We start from the raw sequence: 22,200 nt of genomic DNA, 5'->3' as shown, positions 1-22,200 counted from the left end.
GGGGGCCGCCTTTCATGGGGTCTGGTGATGCGTGAGAGGTGTCTTGAGGTGTGTTAGTTCAGGGGCTCGCCGGCAAACCGGCGCAGGATGTCGATGGGACCAACCTGGCCGCCTTTGAGCAGCAGGCGGCATCCGGCGACGGCAGAGGCGCCGTCGGCGCGGAGGACCGGCCCGGCGGTGACAAACTGGCTGGAAACCCTCAACTGGCGGACGCCCATGGCGATCAGGGCATGGCTGGAGGTGTCCCCGCCGCAGACGGCGATGTCGCGGGTGAGGCCGGCAGCGGCCGTCCGGGCGGCGATGCCGCCGATCAGTGTGCCGACGTACCCGGCGTCGACGGGTTTGCCTGCACCGTAGCGCGGGTCCGCCGCGCCCCGGGTCGTATGGACCACCACGTTGTTGCCGGCCAGGAGCTCCGCCGCCACGCGCTTGTCCAGTGCGGCCACAAGCTCAGGGTCGTGGCGTGCCAGTAGTTCCGCGGGCACAGGTACCTCCACCCAACCGTGCTCCACCGCATCACTGATCTGGTTCGCCGTCGTACTCGATGCCGAGGCACTGACTGCCAGGGCGGGTCCGGAAGCTTGTTGCGGCCCGGGCCCCGCCGGAGCATGGTCGGAGACGGTCTTGGCCAGGGCTGCCATGATGCCGCCGGAACCGACGACGAGCGATGGCCCGTGGCCGTGTTCTTCCCGCGTGAGGGCTTCCGCGACGGCATCCATGTGGAGCTCGTCAACGGCGTCGACCACGAAGGCTTGTGCTCCCTGTTCCCGGCGCCGCTCGGCCCAGGCGTCCTTGAAAGTGCCGTCCGCGTAGGCCGGCAGGTGGATCGCACCCGGACCCGTGCCGGAGGCGAGCTGACCGGCCAGGACTTCGCGGAGGTCTGCCTCGGACATCGGAGTGGAAGGGTGCCGGGACATGACCGGGTGGCGGTCCAGCCGGTAGACCTGGCCCGAGTACGTGGCGTAGTGGTTGCTGAATGCCGTGTACCGGCCAAAGCCAGGCTGGGCAGGCACTACCGGGACTGCACCATGCAGCGGGAACTGCTCATGCAGCAGTTCGATGCCCCGGCCGATGCTGCCCAGCGTGGGGGAGCTGTCGAAGGTTGAACAGACCTTGTAGAGGAGCACGTCCAGGTTCAGGGCTGCGATTCCTGCGAGGTCCCGGCCCACCAGGGTGTCGAAAGCTGCTCCTGACAGGGAGCGTGCCGGTCCGGCGAATCCGACGACGTCAACGTCCGTGGGTAACGGCGCGTCACCGATGACCAAGGCTGCTTCGAGACCATAGCGGTGTGCCTGGGCCAAGACATCGGCGGCTCCCGTAAGGTCGTCCGCGACGAAACCAAAAGCCGGCATGTCAGGCACCTTTCCCGAATGTTTGGACCGCATGCAGTAGGGAGTCATCTCCAGTGTCCGCCCGCCGGGTGGCTGCCGTCAGCAGTGGAATGCCGTCCACGGCCGCCTCCCATGCCTGGCGGAGGCTGCGGACGCCCGCACCGGGTCCGTCCGGGTGGGCCGCGACGCCGCCGCCGGCGAGCATCATCAGGTCCGTCGAGCCGATCGCCTCGAACGTAGGCCCGGGAGTGGTCACGTTCTGCCCGGAAGAGAGGACAGGAAGCGGTGTGACGGTCTGGCCCAGCGGCTTAAGCAGGCCGCGGATGTTCTCGGCCACCTCGTCGTCGAGTTCGTAGAACTTGCTGCCCAGGCCGCTGGCGTGCAGGTGATCGGCGCCGGCCAACCGGGCCATCTGCTGCCATACCCGGTAATCCATGCCCAGCGCTTTGGACCGCATGGATGCGGCGAGGCCGGCACGATGGCCGTGGATGGGCACCTCGGCGAAGCTGCGCAGGAGGGCCAAGGCAGGCATCCCCATGACCGGGATGTTCAGCATGACGCAGCGGCCCCCGGCCTTGACCACGGTGTCGTGGCGCTTCTGCAGCCCGGCGAGGTCGCCGGTGATGTTGAAGGCGTACATGGTGGAGTGGCCGGTCAGCTGCTCGGCGGCACGGATCTCTTCCGTGGCCACCGCCACTCGGCGTTCCAGCGGCAGGTAGGCGGGGTCGGTCATCAGCTCGTCGTCCTTGATCAGGTCGATCGAGGCCAACGCCAAGTCGCGGACCACCAGGCGGAACTCCTCTTCGGAGAGTCCGATGTTGGGCTTGACGATGGTGCCGACCATTACGCCCTGGACGTCACTGATCAGCTTGCGGGTCCCTTCAATACCGAAGGCGGGCCCCGGGTGGGCGGCCACGAAGTCTTCCGGGAGGACCATGTCCTGCAGCCTGCAGGCGTATAGGTCGCCCAGCTCAAACAGGTTGCCGGCAATGGCGGTCTGCAGCGTGGCCAGGTCGGCGCCGACGTTTTCCATGGGGAAATCAACGGTCACCAATGCGGCGCGGACCTTTTCAGGGTTGGCACGCGAGGGAAGGGACGGCTTGCAGAAGCCGAGTTCCTGCACCTCCACGATGTGTGCTGCATGCCGCTCGCGGATCCGGGCCGACTCACCCGGCACGGGAAGGAAGGTGCCGCTGGACTGCTCGCCAGCCATGATGGCGGCAGCCTTCTCCGGATCCATTTCGGACTCTAAGTAGTAGGTGCAACGCACCGAGCGCGGATCGCGCATGGAAACTCCAATACGGGTTGAATCGTGCGGGTCCGACAACTGCTTCATTGCTAAGTTGTACGTACCTTTGATACGTACAATATCTAGTGGTGCGAGTCACGTCAAGAGCTGACTTTCCCGTTCAGCCCGGCCCGGCCCGGCGGGAGGGCTATCATTTCCAGAGCGGCAAAGGAGTCAAAGTGAGCGTGGGACCGACAGAAACTGGCGCCACCGGGCCGGTGCGCACCGGCCGGCTGAGCCGGGAGGAAGGCGGCCCCCTGCATGCCCAAATCCGGGACATCCTGCACCGCCAGATCGTTGACCTGGCGCTTCCCCCCGGGGCGTCCTTGCCCACGGAGGAGGAACTCCAGCGTCAGTTCGGGGTCTCACGCAGCGTTGTACGGCAGTCGCTGGCCGGCCTGGCCGATCTCGGGCTGATACGACGGCAGCGGGGCCGCGGCAGTGTGGTGGCGGCTACGCCGGTGCTGCGGCGGCACGTACAACAGGCGGGTGGCCTGGACGAACAGGCGGCCGCGCATGGCCAGCGCCTTCGTACCCACGTCATAACGGTTGAGCCGGCCACCCCTCCACAGGCAGGGATCGACGCGTTGAACACGGACAACACGTGGAGGATTGAACGCGTCCGCTACCTTGATGACCTTCCGGTGGCCTTCATGCGGACCTGGGTGCCGCGGGACTTCTTCCCGCACTTCACCGCTGAGCTGCTTGAAGACACGTCGCTCCTGGGGCTCATGCGCGACCATGGGTATCATCCGGCCGGTGGTCCCCGCCAGGTGCAGGCCGTTTCAGCAGATCCAGAGCTGGCGACGATGCTCGGCATCAATGCCAGGGAGCCGGTTCTGCTGCTTCAGGGTGTCACCCGGGACGCCTTGGGACACGGCCTCGAGTGGTTCAATGTGTGGCACAGCCCCAACACCGTGTTTGATGTAGACGCGCAGGTTACCTCCCAGCCCGGCCGTGTCAGCCAGGAGCACCTGCGGCGCCTGAGGAGCCTCACCCGGCAACTGGAAGCGGAATTGGACAACCTGCAGGAGGGCGGCCGCTGACAAAAGGCAGCGGCCAGTTTGGGTTTGGTCGCCGTCGCTCTCCTGACAAGGCTTCACTGAACCCGCTCCTCAGATTCTCGTCCTCAGCCTTGCGGCTCCGAATTCCTGATGTGCGCTACCCAGTGCTGCCGCTTAGCGCCGCCGTAACGGCCAGGGCGCCCAGCCGCCCTGGACGTCCCTGAGCCGGATTTCCGCCTCCTGGAGTCTGGTTTCGTCGATGGGGCCGGGCTCGCCTTTGCCGCTTTCCGCGCCGGATCCGTCGAACGCCGTCAGCGCATATTCCCGCCACCGCCGGCGTCCCACCGGGTAGCGTTCGGCATATCCGCCGGCCGCCACGCTGAGGACCAGCCGCTCCAGCCGGTCGGCCTGTGTCAGCACGGTCTCGTCGCACGCATCGCAGCCACACACGGGAAAAGGAAAATCGTGCAGCGCGCCCGCGTGGACCACAACTCCAGGAAAACCGGTCAGCACGAAGGTCAGCGGGGCTGCGCCGGGGTCTTGCGGCGTGACGTTCACAGCGGCGACTACGTCCCGGACATCCACCAGCAAGTCGGCAGTCACAGCATTGTCCTCGCGGACTTCCACGTCGTACACGGCCGCCAGGTGATCGATGACGGCGCGGGCCACCAGGTGCAGCCCCGCGAACCTCTCGGTGTGGCTGGTGACGCTGTATGAGTCCGGGTCAGGCGGCCCGTCGCCCCACCTCCGGCCGTAGGGAATGACGGTGCCGTCTTCGGCGTAGTACGTATCCTCCGGAAGGCCGGGCCGGACGTAGCCCGGGGCTGCCGGGAGGAATGCAGGCTGAGGATGCATCATCGGCGGATCCGGCCTATCCCCGGCCCACTCGGACACTTTAGTAATGAACCCCTGGAGTGATGCTTCGTCCGCTTCGCGCAGGGCGTCGAGCAGGCGGCCGACTTCGAACCGGAGGTCGTCCGTCCCCACCATGGCGGGTGCGCCCTCGTACGCTGTCCATGCCGCATCCGGCCTGGCCCGTGCCAGGGTGTTGCCCGCAAACACGCCTGCCGCCTGCTTGAGCCCCGCATCGGCAGCGATGTCCTTGCCGAAGGTGCGCAAGAATCCAATGAGCCTGACGGGATCCGCGGCAAGCTCCACGGCCTCGACGCCCTGGCCCGCGCAGAACGCGACGAACCGCTCGTAGCCGCCAAGGTGCCTGACAGGCGGAGCCGGGTCCGACGCCAGCCGGTAGGTTGCGCTGCCGAGCGCCATGGGCTCCGGCAATCCTGTTGGCTCTCCCTCGAACAATTCCCCCGCTGACCCCATGCCGCGATCCTAGCCGCAGCCGCGAATCAGCGCCCGTTGCGGGCTGTAGCCCCACGCACCAAAAAGGAAGCGTACGACGCCGGGCGGGCACCCGTCGTCGTACGCTTCCTGTCCTTTTTGCTTGCCGAGGTCCGGCTAGGGTTTGCGGCGGGTTTGCGCACCGGTGCAGCGGTTTCGGAAGCTTCAGTGGCCGCCCGCTCGCTCAGCTGGGCCTCCACGGCTTCGCTGATCTGGTCCTGGACCTGGTCGGCCAGGTGCTCCTGGTAGTGCTCCTGGACCGAGTCGGCCATAGTCTCCTGGACGTGCTCGGTAACGTGGGCTGTCATCTGGTCGCGGGCCAGCTTCCGCTGTGCCCGCATCAGGGTGGCGTGTTCCAGGTGGAAGGCCTTGGCCGTGGAGATGCACATGAGGATGATGACCACGCTGAACGGCACCGCCGTCAGGATTGCCGCCGTCTGGATTGCTTCAAGGCCGTTGGCGAGGAGCAGGGCGATTGCGGCGGCAGCGGAGGCCAGTGCCCAGAAGATCCGCAGCCAGTTCCGTGGTTCCACGTCGCCGCCGGTGGAGATCATGCCCATCACCAGGGCGCCGGAATCCGCCGAGGTGATGAAGAAGATGGCGATCAGCAGGATGGCGCCCACGGTGAGGGCGCCTCCGCCCGGAAGGCTGCCCAGGAGGGTGAAAAGTGCCCCTTCGGTGTCCACCGTGCCGTCGGCGCTGACCAGGCCTCCCGAGCCGAACAGCTCACGGTGGATGGCCGAGCCGCCCAGCACCGAGAACCAGAGGAATCCCACGGTGGTGGGCACCAGGAGGACGCCGCCCACGAACTGCCGGACCGTGCGGCCCTTGGAAATGCGGGCGATGAAGATCCCCACGAAGGGCGCCCAGGAAATCCACCAGCCCCAGTAGAACGTGGTCCAGGCCGCCTGCCAGGCCTCGCCTTCGGCGCCGGAGAAGGCCATGGTGTTGAACGTCAGGCCCAGGACGTTCTGCAGATAATGGCCGATCGACTGCACAAACTCGCGCAGCAGGAACAGCGTGGGGCCGGCGAACAGGACCACCAGAAGCAGCAGCCCGGCCAGGATCAGGTTGATGTTGGAGAGCCACTTCATGCCCTTGCCCACGCCGGACACCACCGAAATGATGGTCAGCGTGATGATGCAGAGAATCAGGCCGATCTGCGTCATGGTGGTGGCCTCGGCGATGTTGGCCTGTTCCAGGCCGGACGAGATCTGCAGGACGCCAAGTCCCAGGGACGTGGCAACGCCGAACAGCGTGCCCACCAGTGCCACGACGTCGATCAGGTTGCCCCAGGCACCGGCCACCCGCCGCCTGCCCAGCAGCGGTTCCAAGGTCCAGCGGATGGAAATCGGGCGGTTCCGCCGGTGCACCGCATAAGCGATCGACACGCCCACCACCACGTAGATGGCCCAGGCGTGCAGGCCCCAGTGAAGGTACGTCTGCGTCATCGCCTGCTGTGCGAGGGTCAGGGGTGAGCCTTCCAGGCCAGGGCGCGGGGAGGCGAAGTGGTTCAGCGGCTCCGCGACCCCGAAGAAGACGAGCCCGATGCCCATCCCTGCGGCGAACAGGAGCGCGAACCAGGACATCACGGAGAACTCGGGTTCGTCCTCATCCTTGCCCAGCTTGATGTCGCCGTACCGGCTCAGGCCGATCCACAGGGCGAACACCACGAAGACGGCGATGGCCGCCACGTAGTACCAGCCAAACCATTTGATGACGTTGCCCTGGATGGTTCCGAACAGATCCGTGGCGGCTGTTGGGAAGATCGTGGCGAACAGGACAAACAGGAAGATGATGCCTGCTGCGGGCCAGAACACCCATGGGGTGACCTTGTGGTTGGCGGCCCCGGGGGGACGCCCCGTGCCTTTCCCGTCGGGAGCCTTCCCGTCGGGAGCCTTCCCCGTTTCGGGCGGCTGCCCTGGTGGCTTGCTGATGGTCCTTGTGCCTGGTGTGGCGGACATGTCCCCAAATTCCCCTCATGCGCCCTCTGCAACGCTCAGACTGCTGTTTCGGACGCTCATCGTGTGTCGTATCGGTCTGTTCGGTGCTTCGTGTGCCGCATGCAACTCTACTGACCGGGGACGGCGGAGCCGGGGTGGGAAGGGTGTGCGACCGCGCACACGGTAACGGGAGACACCTCGCCAAGAAAGATATGATCCGTTCAACTGAGCTCTGCGACGGGCCGGCTGGCCGCCAACTATAGATGGGATACCAAGATCGTGGAGTCACTCATTGGAATCTTCGTCGCCGGAGTCGCCATTCTCCTCGGCGCCCTTTTGATCATGAAACGCAAAGCCTTCAGTAAATTGATGGAAGACTCTCAGCGATCAATGTTCGGCAAGGGCGCCAAATTTATGGTTCGCCCAGAGCCTGGGTACATGGTCGTTGTCGGGCTAGGTAGCGTCCTCATTGGAGTGGCGATAGCCATAGTCCTGTTTACTCGTTGAATCCGTAGGACGGCTTGTTCGGACTAAAAGAAAGAATCCTGGCATCTTTCCCCGCTGATTCGCAGTGGCGGACCGAGTAATCTAGCCCTTTCAAGCTAGCCACGAATCACCCGGGGAGGCGCTGTGGTTCTACAGGAACTAACGCTGGCGGTATTCGGGCTGATATTCCTGACGGTTGGCTCAGCAGTAGCCGTCCTTCGGGTCGCCGTCTCAAAGGGGCATCAGAAATGGATGCAAATGATCGCTGGAGAGCGCGGACGCCAGGCAGCTGAACGGATCCCACCAGGGACCTGGCTAGCAACAGGCGTGTTGTTTGCGATCGCCGGCGCCGCATTCCTGTTTGCCAGCCTGAATCTGCTTTTGCGGCACTGAAATCGCCCTGCTTCCGCTAGACGCGTTGGTGCGCCTGCCCTGCTCCCGTGTTTTACACTCAGGCATGACCGAGAAGCGCTTCTACTGGTACCTCATTCTTTCGATCTCGGTCTTAGGTGGCATCAACTTTCTCATCAAAATAGTTTCGGGCGACACGGCCGGTGATGCGGCAATAGGGACCGTCATCTACGTTTTCATAATCGGTCTAATGTTTCTGTTCCTTGTGCGCCGACGGCGGAAGACTCTGCGGAAGCTCGCCGAGAAAGGCCAGATTGAGTGCTACATCCGCCGGCCGCAAGCCCCTAAAAGCGACCGTTATCGGAAGTGGAATATTGGCCTGGTAACACCGTCGCCCGGAACCTTGACATTCCAGCCCGTCCTTGGAAGGACGAGCATCGCCCGGGGTGAACCTTTCAATATTCGCATTCAAGCGACTTCGGGTCCCCGCTATGCCGCCACCAAATGGGACAAGTTCAACCGCCTGGAGGCGAACGCCCTGGTACTTCCCTTGCAAACTGATGAGGGACCGGTCGACGTGGCCGCTCGGGCCGCTACACTCGACCGAATTGAAGCATCACTGGCAGGAACGGAGCACCGGGAGGCTCGCAACTAGCTGGGAAGGTTTCCTCCCGTGTTCTGGATCATCCGAGTACACGCCGGGTCTCCGTCGCACTAGGGCCAGAACATCACCCATGCCAAAAGGCAGGACCCGTGGCGGGTCCTGCCTTTTGACTGACGGATGCGCGCTCCTGCGCCCGACTTTCGGGGTTCCTGTTGCGAAGGGAGTGCGGGAGCGGCACCCGGGCTTACATGATGCCGGTGGGAACCAGCAGTCCCCAGGCCAGCGCGGGGGCGACGAGGACCACGCCGCCGGCGTACATCATGAGCTGCTTGTAGACGCGCTGACGGTCGTCTTCCCGGGCGTTGGCCACCACCAGGGCGCCGTCGGTGGAGAACGGGGAGACATCCACGACGGTGGCGGCGATGGCGAGTGCGGCCACCGTGCCGGAGGAGCTCAGCGTGCTGCTGGCCAGCAGCGGTCCCGCCAGCGGGATGAACGCGGTGAGCAGCGCCGTCGAGCTCGCAAAGGCTGAGCCGACGCCGATGACGTAGCAGAGGACCAGTGCCACCAGCAGCGGTGCGCCCAGGGCCAGCGCCATCTCGGCGAGGGTGTCGATGACGCCAACGTGCTGCAGGAGGGAGATGTAGGTGATCATGCCGGCCACCAGCAGCACGGTGGACCAGGAGATGCCGCCGATGAAGGTCTTGTGCTCCTTGATGTTGACGAATGCCAGGAGGAGCCCGGCGCTGAGGGCCACGAAGCCGATGGGCATGTGGAAGCCGAGGGCGCAGACCAGCAGGGCGCCGATGAGGGCCAGGGTGAGGACCTGCTGGCCGTGCGGGCGGCCCATGGCGGGAGTTTCGAGGTCGGCGTGCACACCGTCGCCGTCGCGCAGCTTGCCCAGCAGGCCGAAGAGGACCACGGTCAGGGCGGACAGAATGAGGTTGATGGCGAAGCTTGCGATGAACAGGGAGCCCTGCGAGATGGGGAAGCCGTTCTTGACGGCGATGTCATGCACCAGCACGCCGGCCACGGACAGCGGGGAGAAGCCGCCGGCGTGGGCGCCGTTGATGATGAACGCGCCCATCAGGACGGGGTGGATGCGGGACTCGTACGCCAGGCCGATGGCGGCCGGTGCCAGGAGGGCGACGGCGGCGGGGGAGAAGGTGCCCAGCGCGGTGAGGGCTGCGGCCATCAGGAAGAACACCCAGGGGAGCAGGAGCGTCTTGCCCCGGACCAGGCGGACGCAGGTCTGGACAATGATGTCGATGGTGCCGTTGCGCTGCGCCATGCTGAAGAAGTAGGTCACGCCGATGATGGTGATGACGATGTTGGCGGGGAAGTCCGCGAGGATTTCCTTGTCATCCATGCCCAGCATGAAATAGCCGACGCCGAAGGAGGCCACCAGCCCCATCACGCCGATGTTCAGCGGCCACTTGGTGGCCACCACGAACATCACCACCAGGATGATGAGCGGGATGATCTGTACCGCGGTCATGCTGTGCTCCGATTCCCCGGTGGACGCCTGGTTGAAGACGCCCCCCGCCAGGACGAGGGCAAGCACACCAAGAAGGGCGATGCCGACCACCGACACCAGCAGGATACGGCGGCGGCGGTTGTTGCGCGGGGATCGCTGCTCCGGGGACTCCTGTTCCGGAGTCTCCTTTGCGGTGCGGTTTGGCTGTTGAACAGTGTTAGTCATGGCAGGTACTCCTCATCGAGTGGCTCCCGCGAGGGCCTCCTCGGCAGCGTTGCCGAGGGCCTCCGGGAGGTGGATCACGGTGGTGGCGATGGTCCGGGCCGTGCGGTCGACGCCGACAATTACGGCGCCGTCCTTCTCTTCGGTCCAGGTTTCGAGGACCCCGGCAGGGGTCCGCAGCTTCAGCGCGGCACCCTGCGTGCCGCCTGTCATGTGGTGCAGGACGGTTCCCGGGGTGCGGGCCGCCAGCGTCAGGGCGATGCTGCCGGTGATGGCCAGCGCCGGGTGGGGCCTGCCCATCGAGAGCATCATGACGTTGATGTCGCTGCCATCTGTTGCCTGGGCCTGGTCGGCAACCGGGGCGGCGGCGATGGCAAGCTTCGGGATGGCCCGGGCCGCCTGGGCGGTGGTGGGGGCCAGGCCCATGCGGACGGCTGCCTGGCGACGGATCTGGTCCAGCGTGTCGAGCTGGAGTTCGACGCCGGCCTGCCAGTTTTCGTAGCGGGCCGGGTCCAGTCCGAGGTCCTCCGCGCGGACGATGACCACCGGTGCGCCGGCGTCCACCATTGACACGGTCCAGCGGGTTCCACCGGCGGTGATGGTGTCTGTGGCTGAGCCGGTGGGCAGCAGGGCGCCGGTGGTCTTCCCGGCGGGGTCCTGGAAGCCCAGCCCCACGCGGTAGCCGGGAAAAGGGACGCCCGGCATCTGCGCATCGGGAACGATCGGCAGGGCGCCGGCGGGTGTGGCCACCCGCTGAACGATGACCTGGCCGGTGTTGGTGTTGCGGGTGACGATCCTGGTGACGTCGCCGGTGGGGACAACCCATCCTTTTTCGATGGCGTAGAGGCCCACCACTGCCGAGCAGTTGCCGCAGTTGCTGCCCCAGTCCACTGCCGCCTCTTCAATGCCCACCTGGGCGAACGTGAAGTCGACGTCGATGTCTTCGTGGTCCGGACGGTGCAGGATCATGGCCTTGCTGGTGGTTGAGGTTGCTCCGCCCACGCCGTCGATCTGCCGCGAGTCCGGGCTGCCGAACACGCGGGGGAGCAGCGAGTCCAGGCTGGTGCCTTCACCCAGATGGCCGGCTTCGAACACCCAGCATTTGCTGGTGCCTCCGCGCATCCACTCTGCTTCGATCTTCATTGGTCTTTCACATCTCCTCATTGCCTCGGTTCTTGCGAGGGGCCCTGATAAAAGATTGATCCGGATCACAACTTAAGACAATGTTCAATACTTGAAGGGGGATGTAGCATCGCTTCAATCACTGAGCCTGCGGATGCTCAGCACTGGTGATCAGTTGAGTCCGGAGTGGGTAGCGCCGTTGCAAGTGCAAGGATGCCAGTCCGTATGAACTGAATAAACCAATTCTGGTAAGGGATTAAGCGATGCTTCACGATGACGATGCGCAACTTTTCGATATGCGCCGCCTGGCCGTCCTGCTGGAGGTGGTGGAGCAGGGATCCATCACTGCTGCGGCGGATTTGATGATGTATTCGCCGTCCGCCGTGTCCCAGCAGCTGCGCAAGCTGGAGCAGGAAGTGGGGCAGCCGCTCCTGACCCGCCGCTCCCGCGGCGTGGTGCCCACGGAGGCCGGTCAGGTGCTGGCCGGCCATGCCCGCCAGATCCTGCGCCAGATGAAGGCGGCACAGTCAGACCTGGACCAGATTGCCGGGCTCAAACGGGGAGCCCTGACCGTGGGCACGTTCCCCACGCTGGCCGGATCGTTCCTGCCCATCGTCATCCGTGCCTTCAAGAAGCGGTACCCGGCCATCAGCCTCTCGCTGCGCAGCGCCCGCTTCGATGAGCTCGTGGCAGACCTGCAGTCCGGTGTGACGGGGCTCTGCCTGTTGTGGGACTACCCGTGGAACAGGTTCCAGAACGATTCCATCCGGGTCACCGAGGTGTTCCGCGAGAGCACCGTCATCCTGGTGGCGGCCAGCCATCCTCTCGCCGACAAGGAGCAGGTGGGCATGGAGGACCTGCGCAACGAGTCGTGGATTGTCCGCGCGGAAGCCCACCCGGTGGTGGAGGTACTTCAGCGCTCCGCCCACGACGCCGGGTTCGAACCCACCATCGGTTTCCTCGCCAACGACTACCAGGAAGCGCAGGCCATGGTGAGCGTGGGGATGGGCGTGGCCATGGTGCCCAGAACCGCCGTCGCGCTCCAACACCCGGACGTCCGCGTGCTCAGCCTCGGCGACGAAGCGCCGCTGCGCCGTGTTTTGCTCGCCCAGCGCCAGGACAAGGTCTACGCCCCGGCCGAAGTGGCCTTCCAGACCACGCTGCTCGAGATCGCCCGGGAACGGGCGGGCGATTACCTCTAGGTCGCCTACCCTTGGACCTGTGGGGGGTAAGAATTTACTGAAAAACGACGTGTGGGCCGGGCGTATTTTCTACGGCACCCTGATCGCTGTGTTGCTCGGAGTGTTTGCCTGGCTGGCCAGAGGCGTGATTCCGCAGACCCTGCCGTTCCTTTCGATCGGCGCGGTGTACGCGTTCGTCCTCTATCGCGTGGCCTCGCAGTCTGCCAGGGCGTTCGTGGTGATGCAGTGGACTCTCCTGCTGAACTACTTCACCCTGACCTCCATCGACGTGGCGGAGCGGCTGCCCATCCCGGCGGCGGCGCCCTGGTTTGTCGGTTTCCTGGTGGGCGGCATTATCGGCGGCCACGTCTGGTCCGGGCGGGGGACGGGCGCAGAATTCCGGCCGCGCAAGCGCGTCCTGCGGGAAGACGGCACGTACGACGGCGGATGGCGGCTCGCGCTCATCAATGCCGCTTGTGCGGTGGTGCTTCTGGCGATGGGAAGCGTGCTGCCGCAGGTGGTCTCACCGACACCGGCCAGTGTCGCAATTCTCGCCGCCGCAACCTTGGCAGGCTGGGCGCTTTTCCGGTTCCCGCCTGCCCTGGGCGTCAGGAACGGGCTCCTGCTGGTGATTCCCGTCATCTACTTCGTTCTGATCTTCGTTGGTGGCGCCACTGGCCAGATGGGGATGCCGGGCGCATGGGCGTACGGTGCCCTGGCCGGCATCCTGGTCGGTGGGCGGTATTGGACGGGGCCGAGGCTGGGTGCGCCCCGGCCGCCGTTCGTCATCCCCGGCCAGCGCCGGCGGAGGCGGAAGCGCCGGACCAAGGTGAGGCAGGCGAAGCCGCGCGCGCCGAAGGACCGGACTTCCGAGCCCGCAGCGCAGTAACAGGACGTCAGCTCGCGGGCTGCAGCCGGGCCAGGAAATCCTCCGCGAAATGTTTCACGCCGTCCCACTCCGTGTAGACGTAATCGCGGGACGTGTCGGTGTCCGGGGACCCCTGGCTGCTGGCGATCCGTTTCATGATGAGGCGTTTGACGAACCCGTAGTGGGTGTAGGGGATGGCGCCGCTGAACAGCCCCACTTGCACGGGACGCCAGCCGGTCTCGTCCTCGAATTTCCCCACATAACCCTCTGCGCTTTCGGTGTCACCGTGCGCCGCCATGCTGACCGAGAACAGTGCTGACGGCAGCCTTTCCAGGGTCTCGCGGTTCTTGCGGACGAAGTCCCCCACGTACTTCTCGTGTTTGCCCACATGCACGGAGGCGCCCACCAAGATGGCGTCGTAACCGTCAGGGATGGCATCGCCGGCGTCCTTGATGTCTGCTGCTGTGGCGTCGTGGCCGTGCGCCTGGAACACGTCCGCGATGAACTCGGCGATCTTCGCCGTCTGCCCCTCGGTGGTCCCGTAGGGGATGTAGATCCTGCTCACCGCCGGCCTCCTCAAGCTGTACATACCCGTCGAATCCACTCTGCCAAGCCCGTCCACGCGGACGTAGGGCCGAACGTCCCCGGTGAGCACAGCCTTCCGGACGCGCCACCACACGGAAGCGGACGACGCCGGGCACCTCCCGCCGTCGTCCGCTTCTGTTGGGTGCCGCGCTGGCTGAGCCTCGGAGACTAATGCTGCGTCAGTGCCAGAGCCCCAGGGCGAACTCGGCGATCACGGTGGAGAGCAGGAACGATGCCGTGATGGCAACGAGGCCCACCGGGATGATCTTCCAGCCGATGTTCTTCAGCAGCGGGATGTCCTTGCCGAGGGACAGGCCGGCCAAGGTGAGCATCACGGTGGCGATGGAGAGGAAGTCCACGGTCTTGACGGCGGCGTTCAGAGGCTCGGCCGCGAAGAACCACGGGCTGGAGATGTAGGCACCGATGGTGGTGATGAAGACGATCGCCGAGATCTTCCTGGTCAGCTTTGCCAAGGCGATGCTGACCAGTACCAGCGCCAGCATTACGGCGTAGCCGCCCACAATGCTGAGGCTGAAGCCCTTCGCTGCAACGGACGCGGTGCCGATGCCCAGGACTGTCAGCACGGACAACGAAAGCCACAGCGGCAGTTTCATGGCTGCGGACGATTCGGCCACGCGCTCGCGGAACAACCGGTTTTCCTCGGCCTGTGCTGCTTCACGCTCCAACTCGGCGGCGCTGGGACCGGCAGCAACACCCGCGCCCGTTCCACCGGCACCGGCCACCACCGCCTGCCTGCTTTCCTGCTTGCGGGTCAGCACCCGGTAGAACTTGTCCGCCAGCGGCAGCGCAATGTAGATGCCCACGTAGACGCCCAGCACGGTGGTGATCAGGTTGGACACGGCGGCCATGCCCAGCACGGCTTCCTGGTCGCCCGGGTAGGCGGCGGTAATGCTCGCCACCGACGCAGCCATCATGGAACCCGAGCCCACGCCGGCGCCCATGGCCAGGGCCAGCGGATCGAAGATCTTCCAGTTGGCCACCAGCGAGGTCAGCAGCGTGATGAACACGGCGCCGAACAGTGTCCCGAACACGTACATGGCCAGCACGCCGCGGTACTGGTCCGAGTCCGGCCCGTACTTCTCGGACACCATGGCGAAGGACGGCTCGCGGTCCAGCGAGAACGTGGCACCCACCGTGGCTTTGCCCATGCGCAGCAGCACGGCCAGGGGCAGCGCCAGCATGATGGTGCCCAGCAGGTGACCCACTTCCTGCAGCAACAGCGCGGGGCCGGCCTTCAGCAGGGTGGGCAGGCTGGGGCCGATGTTGAACGCCAGCCGGGCCACCAGCAGCAGCACCGCCACGCCTACCAGTGCTGCGGCCACGCGCTGCAGGTCAATGCCCAGCGGCTTGAACTTCTGGACCGAGACCAGCAGGCCGAGGATCAGGCCCCACACCATGGGGAAGATGATGATGGCGCCGATACCAAGATCGATCTTGGCCTGCCCGATGAACTGGACGGCCAGGGCGATGACGAACGCCAGGGCGCCGATGGGGAGGGTCAGCCTGGTGCCGGCGGTCTCGATCCGGGCTGTTTTGGCAGTGCTCATGATGCGCCTTCCTGGGTGAAAGCTTCCTGGGGGGAAGTACGACGGCGGTATGCCGCCTGGGTGAAGCGGTCCCGTTGGGTGGGGGTTGAGGCAGCGGCGGCGACGGTCCAGGCCAAGGCAGTGCCTGCCTCGAACATCACGCCGTACGCCGGGGGAGTGTCCGCCAGGGCGGCGAACGCATGCGAATGGATGGGGACGTCCGCGCCGGGAATGCTCAGCCACGGATGCAGGGACGGGATGACCTGGGAGATGTTGCCCATGTCCGTTGAGCCGCCGCTGAGTCCCGAGGACCGGGACGTGTCCTTGCCGAACGCGTCCATCGCTGAGGTCCAGTTTGCCGCGAGGTCGTCGTCCTGGAGCAGCGGTTCATACAGGGGCTCGGTGTCCTCATACTCCAACGTGGTTCCGGTGGCGATCGCGGCGCCCTCGAAGCAGCGGCGGACGCGCTCCAGCAGGGCATGGAACTCCCGCAGGGTGAAGGCCCGGCACTCGAACTCCACCACGGCCTTCTCCGGGATGATGTTGGTGACGTGTCCGGCCTCCGCCACGTAGCACGCGATCCGGTGGTCGGACGGGATCTGCTGGCGAAGCAGGCCGATGGCCACCTGGGTCAGCACCGCGGCGTCGGCCGCGTTCACGCCCTGGTGCGGGGCAGCTGCCGCGTGGGCTGCCTTGCCGGTGAACGTTGCCTTGTACCGGCCCACGGCCTGGGCGCTGGTCCCGGCAGGGTTGTAGGTGAGCCCGTCCTGGACCGGGTGGACCATCAAAGCCAGCCCCACGCCGTCGAACGCTCCACGCTCCAGCATGAGCGCCTTGCCGCCGCCGTGCTCCTCCGCCGGGGTGCCGATGGCCTTGAGCGTGATGCCGAGTTCATCCACCAGCGGCCGCAGGGCCAGGGCTGCCGCCACCGAGGCGCCGGCGATCAGGTTGTGCCCGCAGGCATGGCCGATGCCCGGAAGTGCGTCGTACTCCACGCACAGCGCCACGGTGAGGTCGCCGCTGCCTGCGCTCGCGGAGAAGGCTGTGGGCAGCCCGGACGTGCCGCGCTCCACTTCGAAACCGCCCTCTTCCAGCAGTGTGGCGATAGCCTCTGCTGACTGGACTTCCTCGAAGGAGACTTCCTTGTAGCCGTGGATGCCCCGGGCCAGCGCCTCCACCTGGGGCTTCCAGCGTTCGACGCCGTCAGCCAGGGCCGCCCGCAGCGCGTCCGCCGCCGGGGTCGGGTCGGCGCTGGTTGCGCCGGTGCCGGCGGTTTCCGTGCCGGTGGTCTTGGCGCCTGTAGTTTCAGTGGTGTCCATGGGTTTCTCCTAGTAGGACAGCGACGGGAACGGGGAACCGGCCGCGCGGGTGGGCACCCAGATGGCCTTGGCCTGCGTGTACTCATCCAGCACGCCCGGGCCCGAGGAACGGCCGTGGCCGGAGTCCCCAAAGCCGCCAAACGGTACGGCAACGTGGATGGTCTTGTAGGCGTTGATCCAGAAGGTTCCAGCCTTGACCACGCGGGCCACGTGGTGGGCGCGGGAGACGTCCGAGGTCCACACGGCGCCGGCCAGGCCGAAGTTGGTGTTGTTGGCGCGTGCGATGGCCTCGGCTTCGGTATCGAACGCGTCGGCGCCCACCACCGGGCCGAAGACCTCCGTGGTTTCCAGGCGGTTCGCCGGGGTGACGCCGTCCAGGAGGGTGGGCATCACCCAGTGGCCGCCCTTCAAAGCCGGGCCGCTCAACGACTCCGGCAACGTGGCCCCGGTGAGGCGACGGCCGCCGTCGTCCACTCCCGCCTCGATCAGGCTGGTGACCGTGGCGAACTGCTGCGGCGTGATGATGGGGCCCACCTCGGTGTCCGCGCTGAGGGGATCGCCCACGCGGAGCAGGGCAGCCTTTTCGGCCACCATTTCCACGAACCGGGCGTGCACGCTGCGTTCCACCAGGAGCCTGGACCCGGCCACGCAGGACTGGCCCGCGCCGGAGAAGATGGCGGAGATGGCGCCTTCGGCGGCGCGCTCCAGGTCGGCGTCGGCGAAGACGATGTTGGCGCTCTTGCCACCGAGCTCCAGCAGTGCGGGGATGCCCGCCTGGGCTGCGGCCACTGCCACGCGGCGGCCCGTGGGAACGGAACCAATGAAGCTGACCTTGCCCACGCGCCGGTCAGTGGTGAGGGCTGCTCCCACGGTCTGGCCCAGGCCTGCGGCCACGTTGAAGACGCCTGCCGGAAGGCCTGCCTCATGGGCGATCTGTGCCAGCCGGACCGACGACGCCGGGGTGAACTCGCTGGGCTTGATGATCACGGCGTTGCCCGCGGCCAGCGGGGCCGCGGAGTTCCAGCCAGCCGTGAACATGGGCGCGTTCCACGGGGTGATAGCGACGACGACGCCCCACGGCACGCGCTCGGTGTAGGTGTGCCAGTTGCCCGGGACGGGGATGGTCTGGCCCGTGAGCTTGTCCGCCCAGCCGGCGTAGTAGCCGAACATTTCCGCTACCTTGGCAGCCTCCACGCGGGCGTCGCGGATGGGCTTGCCGGTGGTGGCGGATTCCAGGATGGCCAGTTCCTCGGCGTGCTGCTCCACCGCACGGCTGACGTTGCGGAGGATGGCGGCCCGCTCGAAACCGTTCAGCGCGCCCCACACTTTGGCGCCCGCCGTCGAACTTTCCAGGATGGCGTTGGCACCCTCGGCGCCGGGGTCCGCATAGGTGGCGAACGGTTCTCCGGTGGCAGCGCTCGTGAGCGTGATGCTGTCGCCGCTGCCGGTGGCCACGCGGCCGTCAACGAAGGCGCCGAGGCCGTTCGGGAAGGCGGCGTCCAGGACCGACTTGGCGGTGGCCGCCGAGGAGGATGTTGGTGCTGTGGTGATACTCAAGATGCTGATTCCTTTGGGTTGTCCGGGGGAAGATTTATGCGCGGTCGGCTACGCGGCGGGGAGTGCCGGCGCCCAGTGCGGCAGCTGCCTCTGGCGCGCCGGCGGGGGTGATGGCGGGTGCCACGGTGCGGGCAATCTCGGTGAAGTCGGCTTTGGGGCCGAGCACTGCCAGGGCGTCCTGCCACTGGTTGGCCACAGCGGCCAGCAGCTCCGGCTTCTCACCGATCTGCTCCGCGATGTCCACGGCCAAGGACGCGTCCCTGGCCATCAGTCCCATGGAGAAGCCGGAATCGTGGGTGCCGGTGAGTACCCAGTTGGGGTACATGGTGGCCGAGACCTTGCTGCCGCCGGACGCGCCGCTGATGCTGGCTGCCGCCGTCGCGGGATCGATGCCGTAGGCCTTGGCCACGCCCAGCGCTTCGCCCACGGAGGCGAGGTTTGCGGCCGCCAGGACGTTGTTCAGGAGTTTGACCACGTTGCCGCTGCCGGGCCCGCCGATGTGGCTGTAGTTCCCGCCGGTGAGGGCGAGCAGGACCGGCTCTGCGGCGGCAAGGGCGGAGTCCGTGGCACCCACGAACGCGCTCAGCGTGCCTGTTGCGGCGCCGTCGCGACCTCCCGAAACGGGAGCATCGATGAAGGCGGCGCCTTGTGCTTCGGCGAGTTCGGCCATGTGCTTGCTGGTGGCGGGTTCGGAGGTGGTGGTGTCGACGATGGCGACGGTTCCCGGGGCGGCAAGGAGTTGCGGCACCGTGGTTTCAACGATGCTGGCCGCGGGCAGGGAGAGGACAGCGTAAGGCGTCCCGGCCACGGCGGCGAGGCTGTCAGTGGTGCTGACGCCGGTGCTGGCTGCCGCTGCGCGAGCTGCATCAGAGGGGTCGAAACCGGTGACCTCCCAGCCGGCTTTGTGCAGTGTGGCTGCCATGGCTCCGCCCATGGCGCCGAGGCCGATGACGGCGATGCGGCGGTTTTGTGGCTCGTTCATGCGGGTACTCCTGAGTGCCTGAGGCGGTTTTTGCGATTGGCGGATAAGTGAAAGCTGGCGCGGTACCAGCGCTAGTCGAGGTAGATGTCCAGGTCTTTCCAGAGCTGCTGGGTGCGGCGGATGGCGGCCCGGCTGCGTTCCGGGTGGGCGGCTTCCATGCCGGCGAGCAGGCCGTAGACCAGGGAATTGGCGGCGGTGACCGACTGGAAGAAGGAGATGCCTTCGGAGGCGACCACCAGCAGGTGGTCGGCGGCGGTGGCCAGGCGGCCGCGGCGCAGGTCGCTGATGGCGATGACGGTGGCGCCGGCCTGCTTGGCGGCTTCGGCGGCGATGATGATGTGTTTCACCGAGCGCCACATGTTGATGACCACCAGCACGTCGCCCGGGCCCAGGCTGTTGGTGCTGGAGGCGAGGTGGACGCCGGCGCGGTTTTCCAGCGAGATTGGGTAGCCCATGGTGGAACCCAGGTGGGCCATGACGCCTGCCGGTCCGGCGAATGAGCCGATCCCGACGACGGTGATGGACTTGGCCGCGGCCATCGCCGCAATAGCTGCCTCGGCTTCCTCGGAGGTGTTGGAATCCAGCGTCAGGCGGAGGTTTTCGATGTCGTGCGTGATGGCCTCGCGGAGGGGGCTGCGGTGTTCGCCGTGCTCGGTGAGGGTGTCCTCGGTGGAGATCATCACCAGGTAGCGGGAGCGGAGTTCGCGCTGCAGGTCCGGCCAGCCCCGGTAGCCGAGGTGCTGCGCGGTGCGCACCACCGAGGAATTGTTGACGTCCGCGCGCTGGGCGATCTCAGCGATGTCCGCATAAGAGGAGAGCTGCGGGTTGCGGGTGATGATCTCCACCACTCGGCTCTGGGCTTTCGTGAGCGGAACATCAGGCAGCGCATCGCCCAGCCAGGCCGCCGACGAGGTGCCGGCCTCACCGGCTTCTCCTGCTGCGGCCTTCTCGCTGATGGCGTTGGTGTTCAAGGTGTACCCGTCCTGTAACGCTGATTTGTTCTGCCGGCCCGTCTTGCAAGCTTGTGCCGTAGATCACTCTGCAAACCTGATTGCATCAAATGTACTCTGCAATTTCGTTTGCGGCTAGGTGTTTTGATTTCGGGGATGTAAAACCTTGGCCATTGCGCAGCGGCGTGATGCTGTGCGACGATTCCGGTGATCGTGACCCGACTGCAGGAGGTGAGACCCATGAACGCTGTATCCGTAATGGGTGCTCCCCGGCAGTCCACGATCACGCGGCTGAGCTAGCCGCCGCCGGGAGCGCCCCACCAGGCAATTCGCGAAAGGCGACTCCCATGTCTTCACCTTCTTCGTTACCTTCTGATGCTGCTTCTGCGGGCTCTCCGGGGTCCACTTCCGCACCTCGTATAACTGCGACTTCTGCCGCGGGCATCGACGCAACCCCACGGATGCCTCGATTCGGTGAACGGGCGTTGGTCCTGGGCGGCGGCGGGTCCACCGGCAATGCGTGGCTGATCGGCGTCATGGCCGGTCTATCCGAGGCCGGGCTGGATGTCACCGGCGCCGACCTCGTCATCGGGACATCGGCTGGCTCCACCGCAGCGGCCCAAATCTCGGGCGCAACCCCGGCTGAGCTGCTGACCGCCATCCTTGACACCCCGCCACTAAGCCGCAGGCCGGCGTCGGGCGCGGTACCTGCGGCTCCGGCCGCGTCTGGACCGGCAGCAGGCGCAGCAGCCCCCGGAACGGTGGATGCGGGTTCCCGGATTGAAGCCGGTGCTGCCGGCTCGGGTTCGGGCTCCCGGCAGCCATCACCCGCTGGCGGGGCTGTGAACCATTTGGAGCGAACGGGCAGGATCATCGCCGAGTCCGTGGACGCGGCCGACATGCGCCGCAAGATGGGCGCCGCGGCGCTGGACCTGGCCGCCGACTACGACCCTTCGGACCGCTGGCGGGCCACCGTGGCTTCACGGCTGCCGCGCCAGCTGTGGCCGGACCGGTACACGCTCATCACGGCGGTGGACGCCCAAACGGGCCACCCTGTCGTGTTCGACCGCGGCAGCGGAGTGGACCTCGTGGATGCCGTGGCTGCCAGCTGTGCCAGCGGGTTCGCGTACAGCGCCGGCGGGGGTGCCTATATCGACGGCGGCTACCGGGCCAACGCCGAGAATGCCGACCTGGCGGCAGGATATGCACGCGTGCTCGTCCTCTCTCCATTTGGCGGCAGATCGCGGACACCCACTGACTGGGGGATGGACTTGGCATCGCAGGTCAACGGGTTGCGTGCCGGGGGCAGCAGGGTTGAGACGGTCTTCCCGGACGGCGCTTCTGAATACCTGTTCGGAGCCAATGCGATGGATGTGTCGCTGCGGCCGGCGGCTGCCCGCGCTGGCTATCAACAGGGACTGAACCTCGCCGAGAAACTTGGCGAATTCTGGCGCTGACACGCCGGAGGATGTCTTGGTTGCTTTTTTGCGGCGTACAACACTGTGCGCTGTTCTGGTTTTTTCGTCACCCTTTTTCGATTTTTATGAGAATCCGTAGAACCACGGCGATACCGGTCTTTTTCTGTAACTAGACCCTTACAGAAAAAGACTAGCTAGGCGCCTTTCGGTGGAAAGACGTCAGCCGGGTTGACCGCCTGAGTCACGCCTGCTTGCCCGGTTTTTTGGGGGATTCGTTCCGACGGCGGGTGCTTCCCGGCAGGACTGGCTTAAAAATAAATAGTGGGTATGGTATCGGTTAACGCAAGCACAGAAAGGCGTGATTCCGATGTCCGGAAAATCCCCCAAAGGCGGCGCCGCGAAAAAAGCGGGCAAGTCGATTCTTGAAAAACGGGCTGATAAAAAGGCCAGGCACGAAAACAGTGAGCTGAATTTCGCCAAGCCGCGCAAGAACCAGCGCTAAAAGCCCGCGGGCGGCTGGATGGGGAACTCCTAGCCCCGTCTGGCCGCCCGCGTCACTGTGCGGCAACTGCCCATAGGTGCCCGGATGACTATCGCGCAACGTCCGGTTTATGGCTCCCG

18 protein-coding genes are annotated in these 22,200 nt (G+C 66.0%); 6 read left to right on the top strand and 12 right to left on the bottom strand.

Going from position 1 to position 22,200, the window contains the following annotated elements:
- Positions 1–53: 53 nt before the first annotated feature.
- Together UC32_RS10115 and UC32_RS10110 are read right to left on the bottom strand one after the other, a co-directional pair.
- Positions 54–1,352, bottom strand: coding sequence for a four-carbon acid sugar kinase family protein (locus UC32_RS10115; RefSeq protein WP_045731096.1), 1,299 nt, complete (start codon positions 1,350–1,352; stop codon positions 54–56).
- A 1-nt stretch (position 1,353) separates the two neighbouring features.
- A complete protein-coding gene (locus UC32_RS10110) occupies positions 1,354–2,619 on the bottom strand; it encodes a RuBisCO large subunit C-terminal-like domain-containing protein (protein WP_045731095.1) in 1,266 nt (421 codons plus the stop codon).
- Between the two features lie 185 nt (positions 2,620–2,804).
- Between UC32_RS10110 and UC32_RS10105 the strand changes: the two genes are divergently transcribed.
- A complete protein-coding gene (locus tag UC32_RS10105) occupies positions 2,805–3,665 on the top strand; it encodes a GntR family transcriptional regulator (protein ID WP_235423633.1) in 861 nt (286 codons plus the stop codon).
- A gap of 132 nt (positions 3,666–3,797) precedes the next feature.
- On the opposite strand, the gene UC32_RS20775 is transcribed toward UC32_RS10105, so the two are convergent.
- Both UC32_RS20775 and UC32_RS10095 read right to left on the bottom strand, forming a co-directional pair.
- The gene (locus tag UC32_RS20775; protein ID WP_052690556.1) at positions 3,798–4,895 is read right to left on the bottom strand and encodes a DUF6226 family protein; all 1,098 of its coding nucleotides are present in this window, start codon (positions 4,893–4,895) and stop codon (positions 3,798–3,800) included.
- 80 nt (positions 4,896–4,975) lie between these two features.
- On the bottom strand, positions 4,976–6,931 hold the full coding sequence (locus UC32_RS10095) for a BCCT family transporter (protein ID WP_082072034.1): 1,956 nt from the start codon (positions 6,929–6,931) through the stop codon (positions 4,976–4,978).
- Positions 6,932–7,853: 922 nt separating this feature from the next.
- On the opposite strand from UC32_RS10095, the gene UC32_RS10085 reads away from it, so the two are divergent.
- Positions 7,854–8,402, top strand: coding sequence for a hypothetical protein (locus UC32_RS10085; RefSeq protein WP_045731093.1), 549 nt, complete (start codon positions 7,854–7,856; stop codon positions 8,400–8,402).
- Positions 8,403–8,595: 193 nt separating this feature from the next.
- Here the strand turns inward: UC32_RS10085 and UC32_RS10080 are convergent, their stop codons facing one another.
- On the bottom strand, positions 8,596–10,053 hold the full coding sequence (locus tag UC32_RS10080) for an SLC13 family permease (RefSeq protein WP_045731092.1): 1,458 nt from the start codon (positions 10,051–10,053) through the stop codon (positions 8,596–8,598).
- Between the two features lie 12 nt (positions 10,054–10,065).
- Positions 10,066–11,193, bottom strand: a complete 1,128-nt coding sequence (locus UC32_RS10075; protein WP_045731091.1) for a PrpF domain-containing protein — start codon at positions 11,191–11,193, stop codon at positions 10,066–10,068.
- A gap of 242 nt (positions 11,194–11,435) precedes the next feature.
- On the opposite strand from UC32_RS10075, the gene UC32_RS10070 reads away from it, so the two are divergent.
- Positions 11,436–12,374 (top strand): LysR family transcriptional regulator, encoded by a 939-nt coding sequence (locus UC32_RS10070; RefSeq protein ID WP_045731090.1) that lies wholly within the window; start codon positions 11,436–11,438, stop codon positions 12,372–12,374.
- A 19-nt stretch (positions 12,375–12,393) separates the two neighbouring features.
- The gene (locus tag UC32_RS10065) at positions 12,394–13,242 is read left to right on the top strand and encodes a hypothetical protein (RefSeq protein ID WP_045731089.1); all 849 of its coding nucleotides are present in this window, start codon (positions 12,394–12,396) and stop codon (positions 13,240–13,242) included.
- A 7-nt stretch (positions 13,243–13,249) separates the two neighbouring features.
- Here UC32_RS10065 and UC32_RS10060 read toward each other — a convergent pair whose 3' ends face one another.
- The 6 genes from UC32_RS10060 to UC32_RS10035 all read right to left on the bottom strand — a co-directional run bounded on the left by UC32_RS10060 (position 13,250) and on the right by UC32_RS10035 (position 20,182).
- Entirely contained in the window at positions 13,250–13,786 is a 537-nt protein-coding gene (locus tag UC32_RS10060; RefSeq protein ID WP_052690554.1) for a flavodoxin domain-containing protein, read from the bottom strand.
- 199 nt (positions 13,787–13,985) lie between these two features.
- On the bottom strand, positions 13,986–15,374 hold the full coding sequence (locus UC32_RS10055; RefSeq protein WP_045731087.1) for a DUF3100 domain-containing protein: 1,389 nt from the start codon (positions 15,372–15,374) through the stop codon (positions 13,986–13,988).
- The gene (locus UC32_RS10050; protein ID WP_235423632.1) at positions 15,371–16,672 is read right to left on the bottom strand and encodes a M20 family metallopeptidase; all 1,302 of its coding nucleotides are present in this window, start codon (positions 16,670–16,672) and stop codon (positions 15,371–15,373) included. Before UC32_RS10050 ends, UC32_RS10055 begins: the two co-directional genes overlap by 4 nt.
- A 9-nt stretch (positions 16,673–16,681) precedes the next feature.
- On the bottom strand, positions 16,682–18,229 hold the full coding sequence (locus UC32_RS10045; RefSeq protein ID WP_045731086.1) for an aldehyde dehydrogenase family protein: 1,548 nt from the start codon (positions 18,227–18,229) through the stop codon (positions 16,682–16,684).
- A 34-nt stretch (positions 18,230–18,263) separates the two neighbouring features.
- Positions 18,264–19,256 carry an NAD(P)-dependent oxidoreductase gene (locus UC32_RS10040; RefSeq protein WP_327077620.1) on the bottom strand — a complete coding sequence of 331 codons (993 nt, stop codon included), beginning with the start codon at positions 19,254–19,256 and terminating at the stop codon, positions 18,264–18,266.
- 26 nt (positions 19,257–19,282) lie between these two features.
- Positions 19,283–20,182, bottom strand: coding sequence for a MurR/RpiR family transcriptional regulator (locus UC32_RS10035; protein ID WP_045731084.1), 900 nt, complete (start codon positions 20,180–20,182; stop codon positions 19,283–19,285).
- A 440-nt stretch (positions 20,183–20,622) separates the two neighbouring features.
- Between UC32_RS10035 and UC32_RS10030 the strand changes: the two genes are divergently transcribed.
- The gene (locus UC32_RS10030) at positions 20,623–21,618 is read left to right on the top strand and encodes a patatin-like phospholipase family protein (RefSeq protein ID WP_200896364.1); all 996 of its coding nucleotides are present in this window, start codon (positions 20,623–20,625) and stop codon (positions 21,616–21,618) included.
- 328 nt (positions 21,619–21,946) lie between these two features.
- The gene (locus UC32_RS21065; protein WP_268747948.1) at positions 21,947–22,081 is read left to right on the top strand and encodes a hypothetical protein; all 135 of its coding nucleotides are present in this window, start codon (positions 21,947–21,949) and stop codon (positions 22,079–22,081) included.
- The last annotated feature ends 119 nt before the right edge of the window (positions 22,082–22,200 follow it).

The sequence above is a fragment of the Pseudarthrobacter chlorophenolicus genome (assembly GCF_000962805.1).
Lineage (GTDB): Bacteria > Actinomycetota > Actinomycetes > Actinomycetales > Micrococcaceae > Arthrobacter > Arthrobacter chlorophenolicus_A.
The sequence above is the reverse complement of the archived record's forward strand: the minus strand, read 5'-3'. Positions and strand labels throughout refer to the sequence as shown.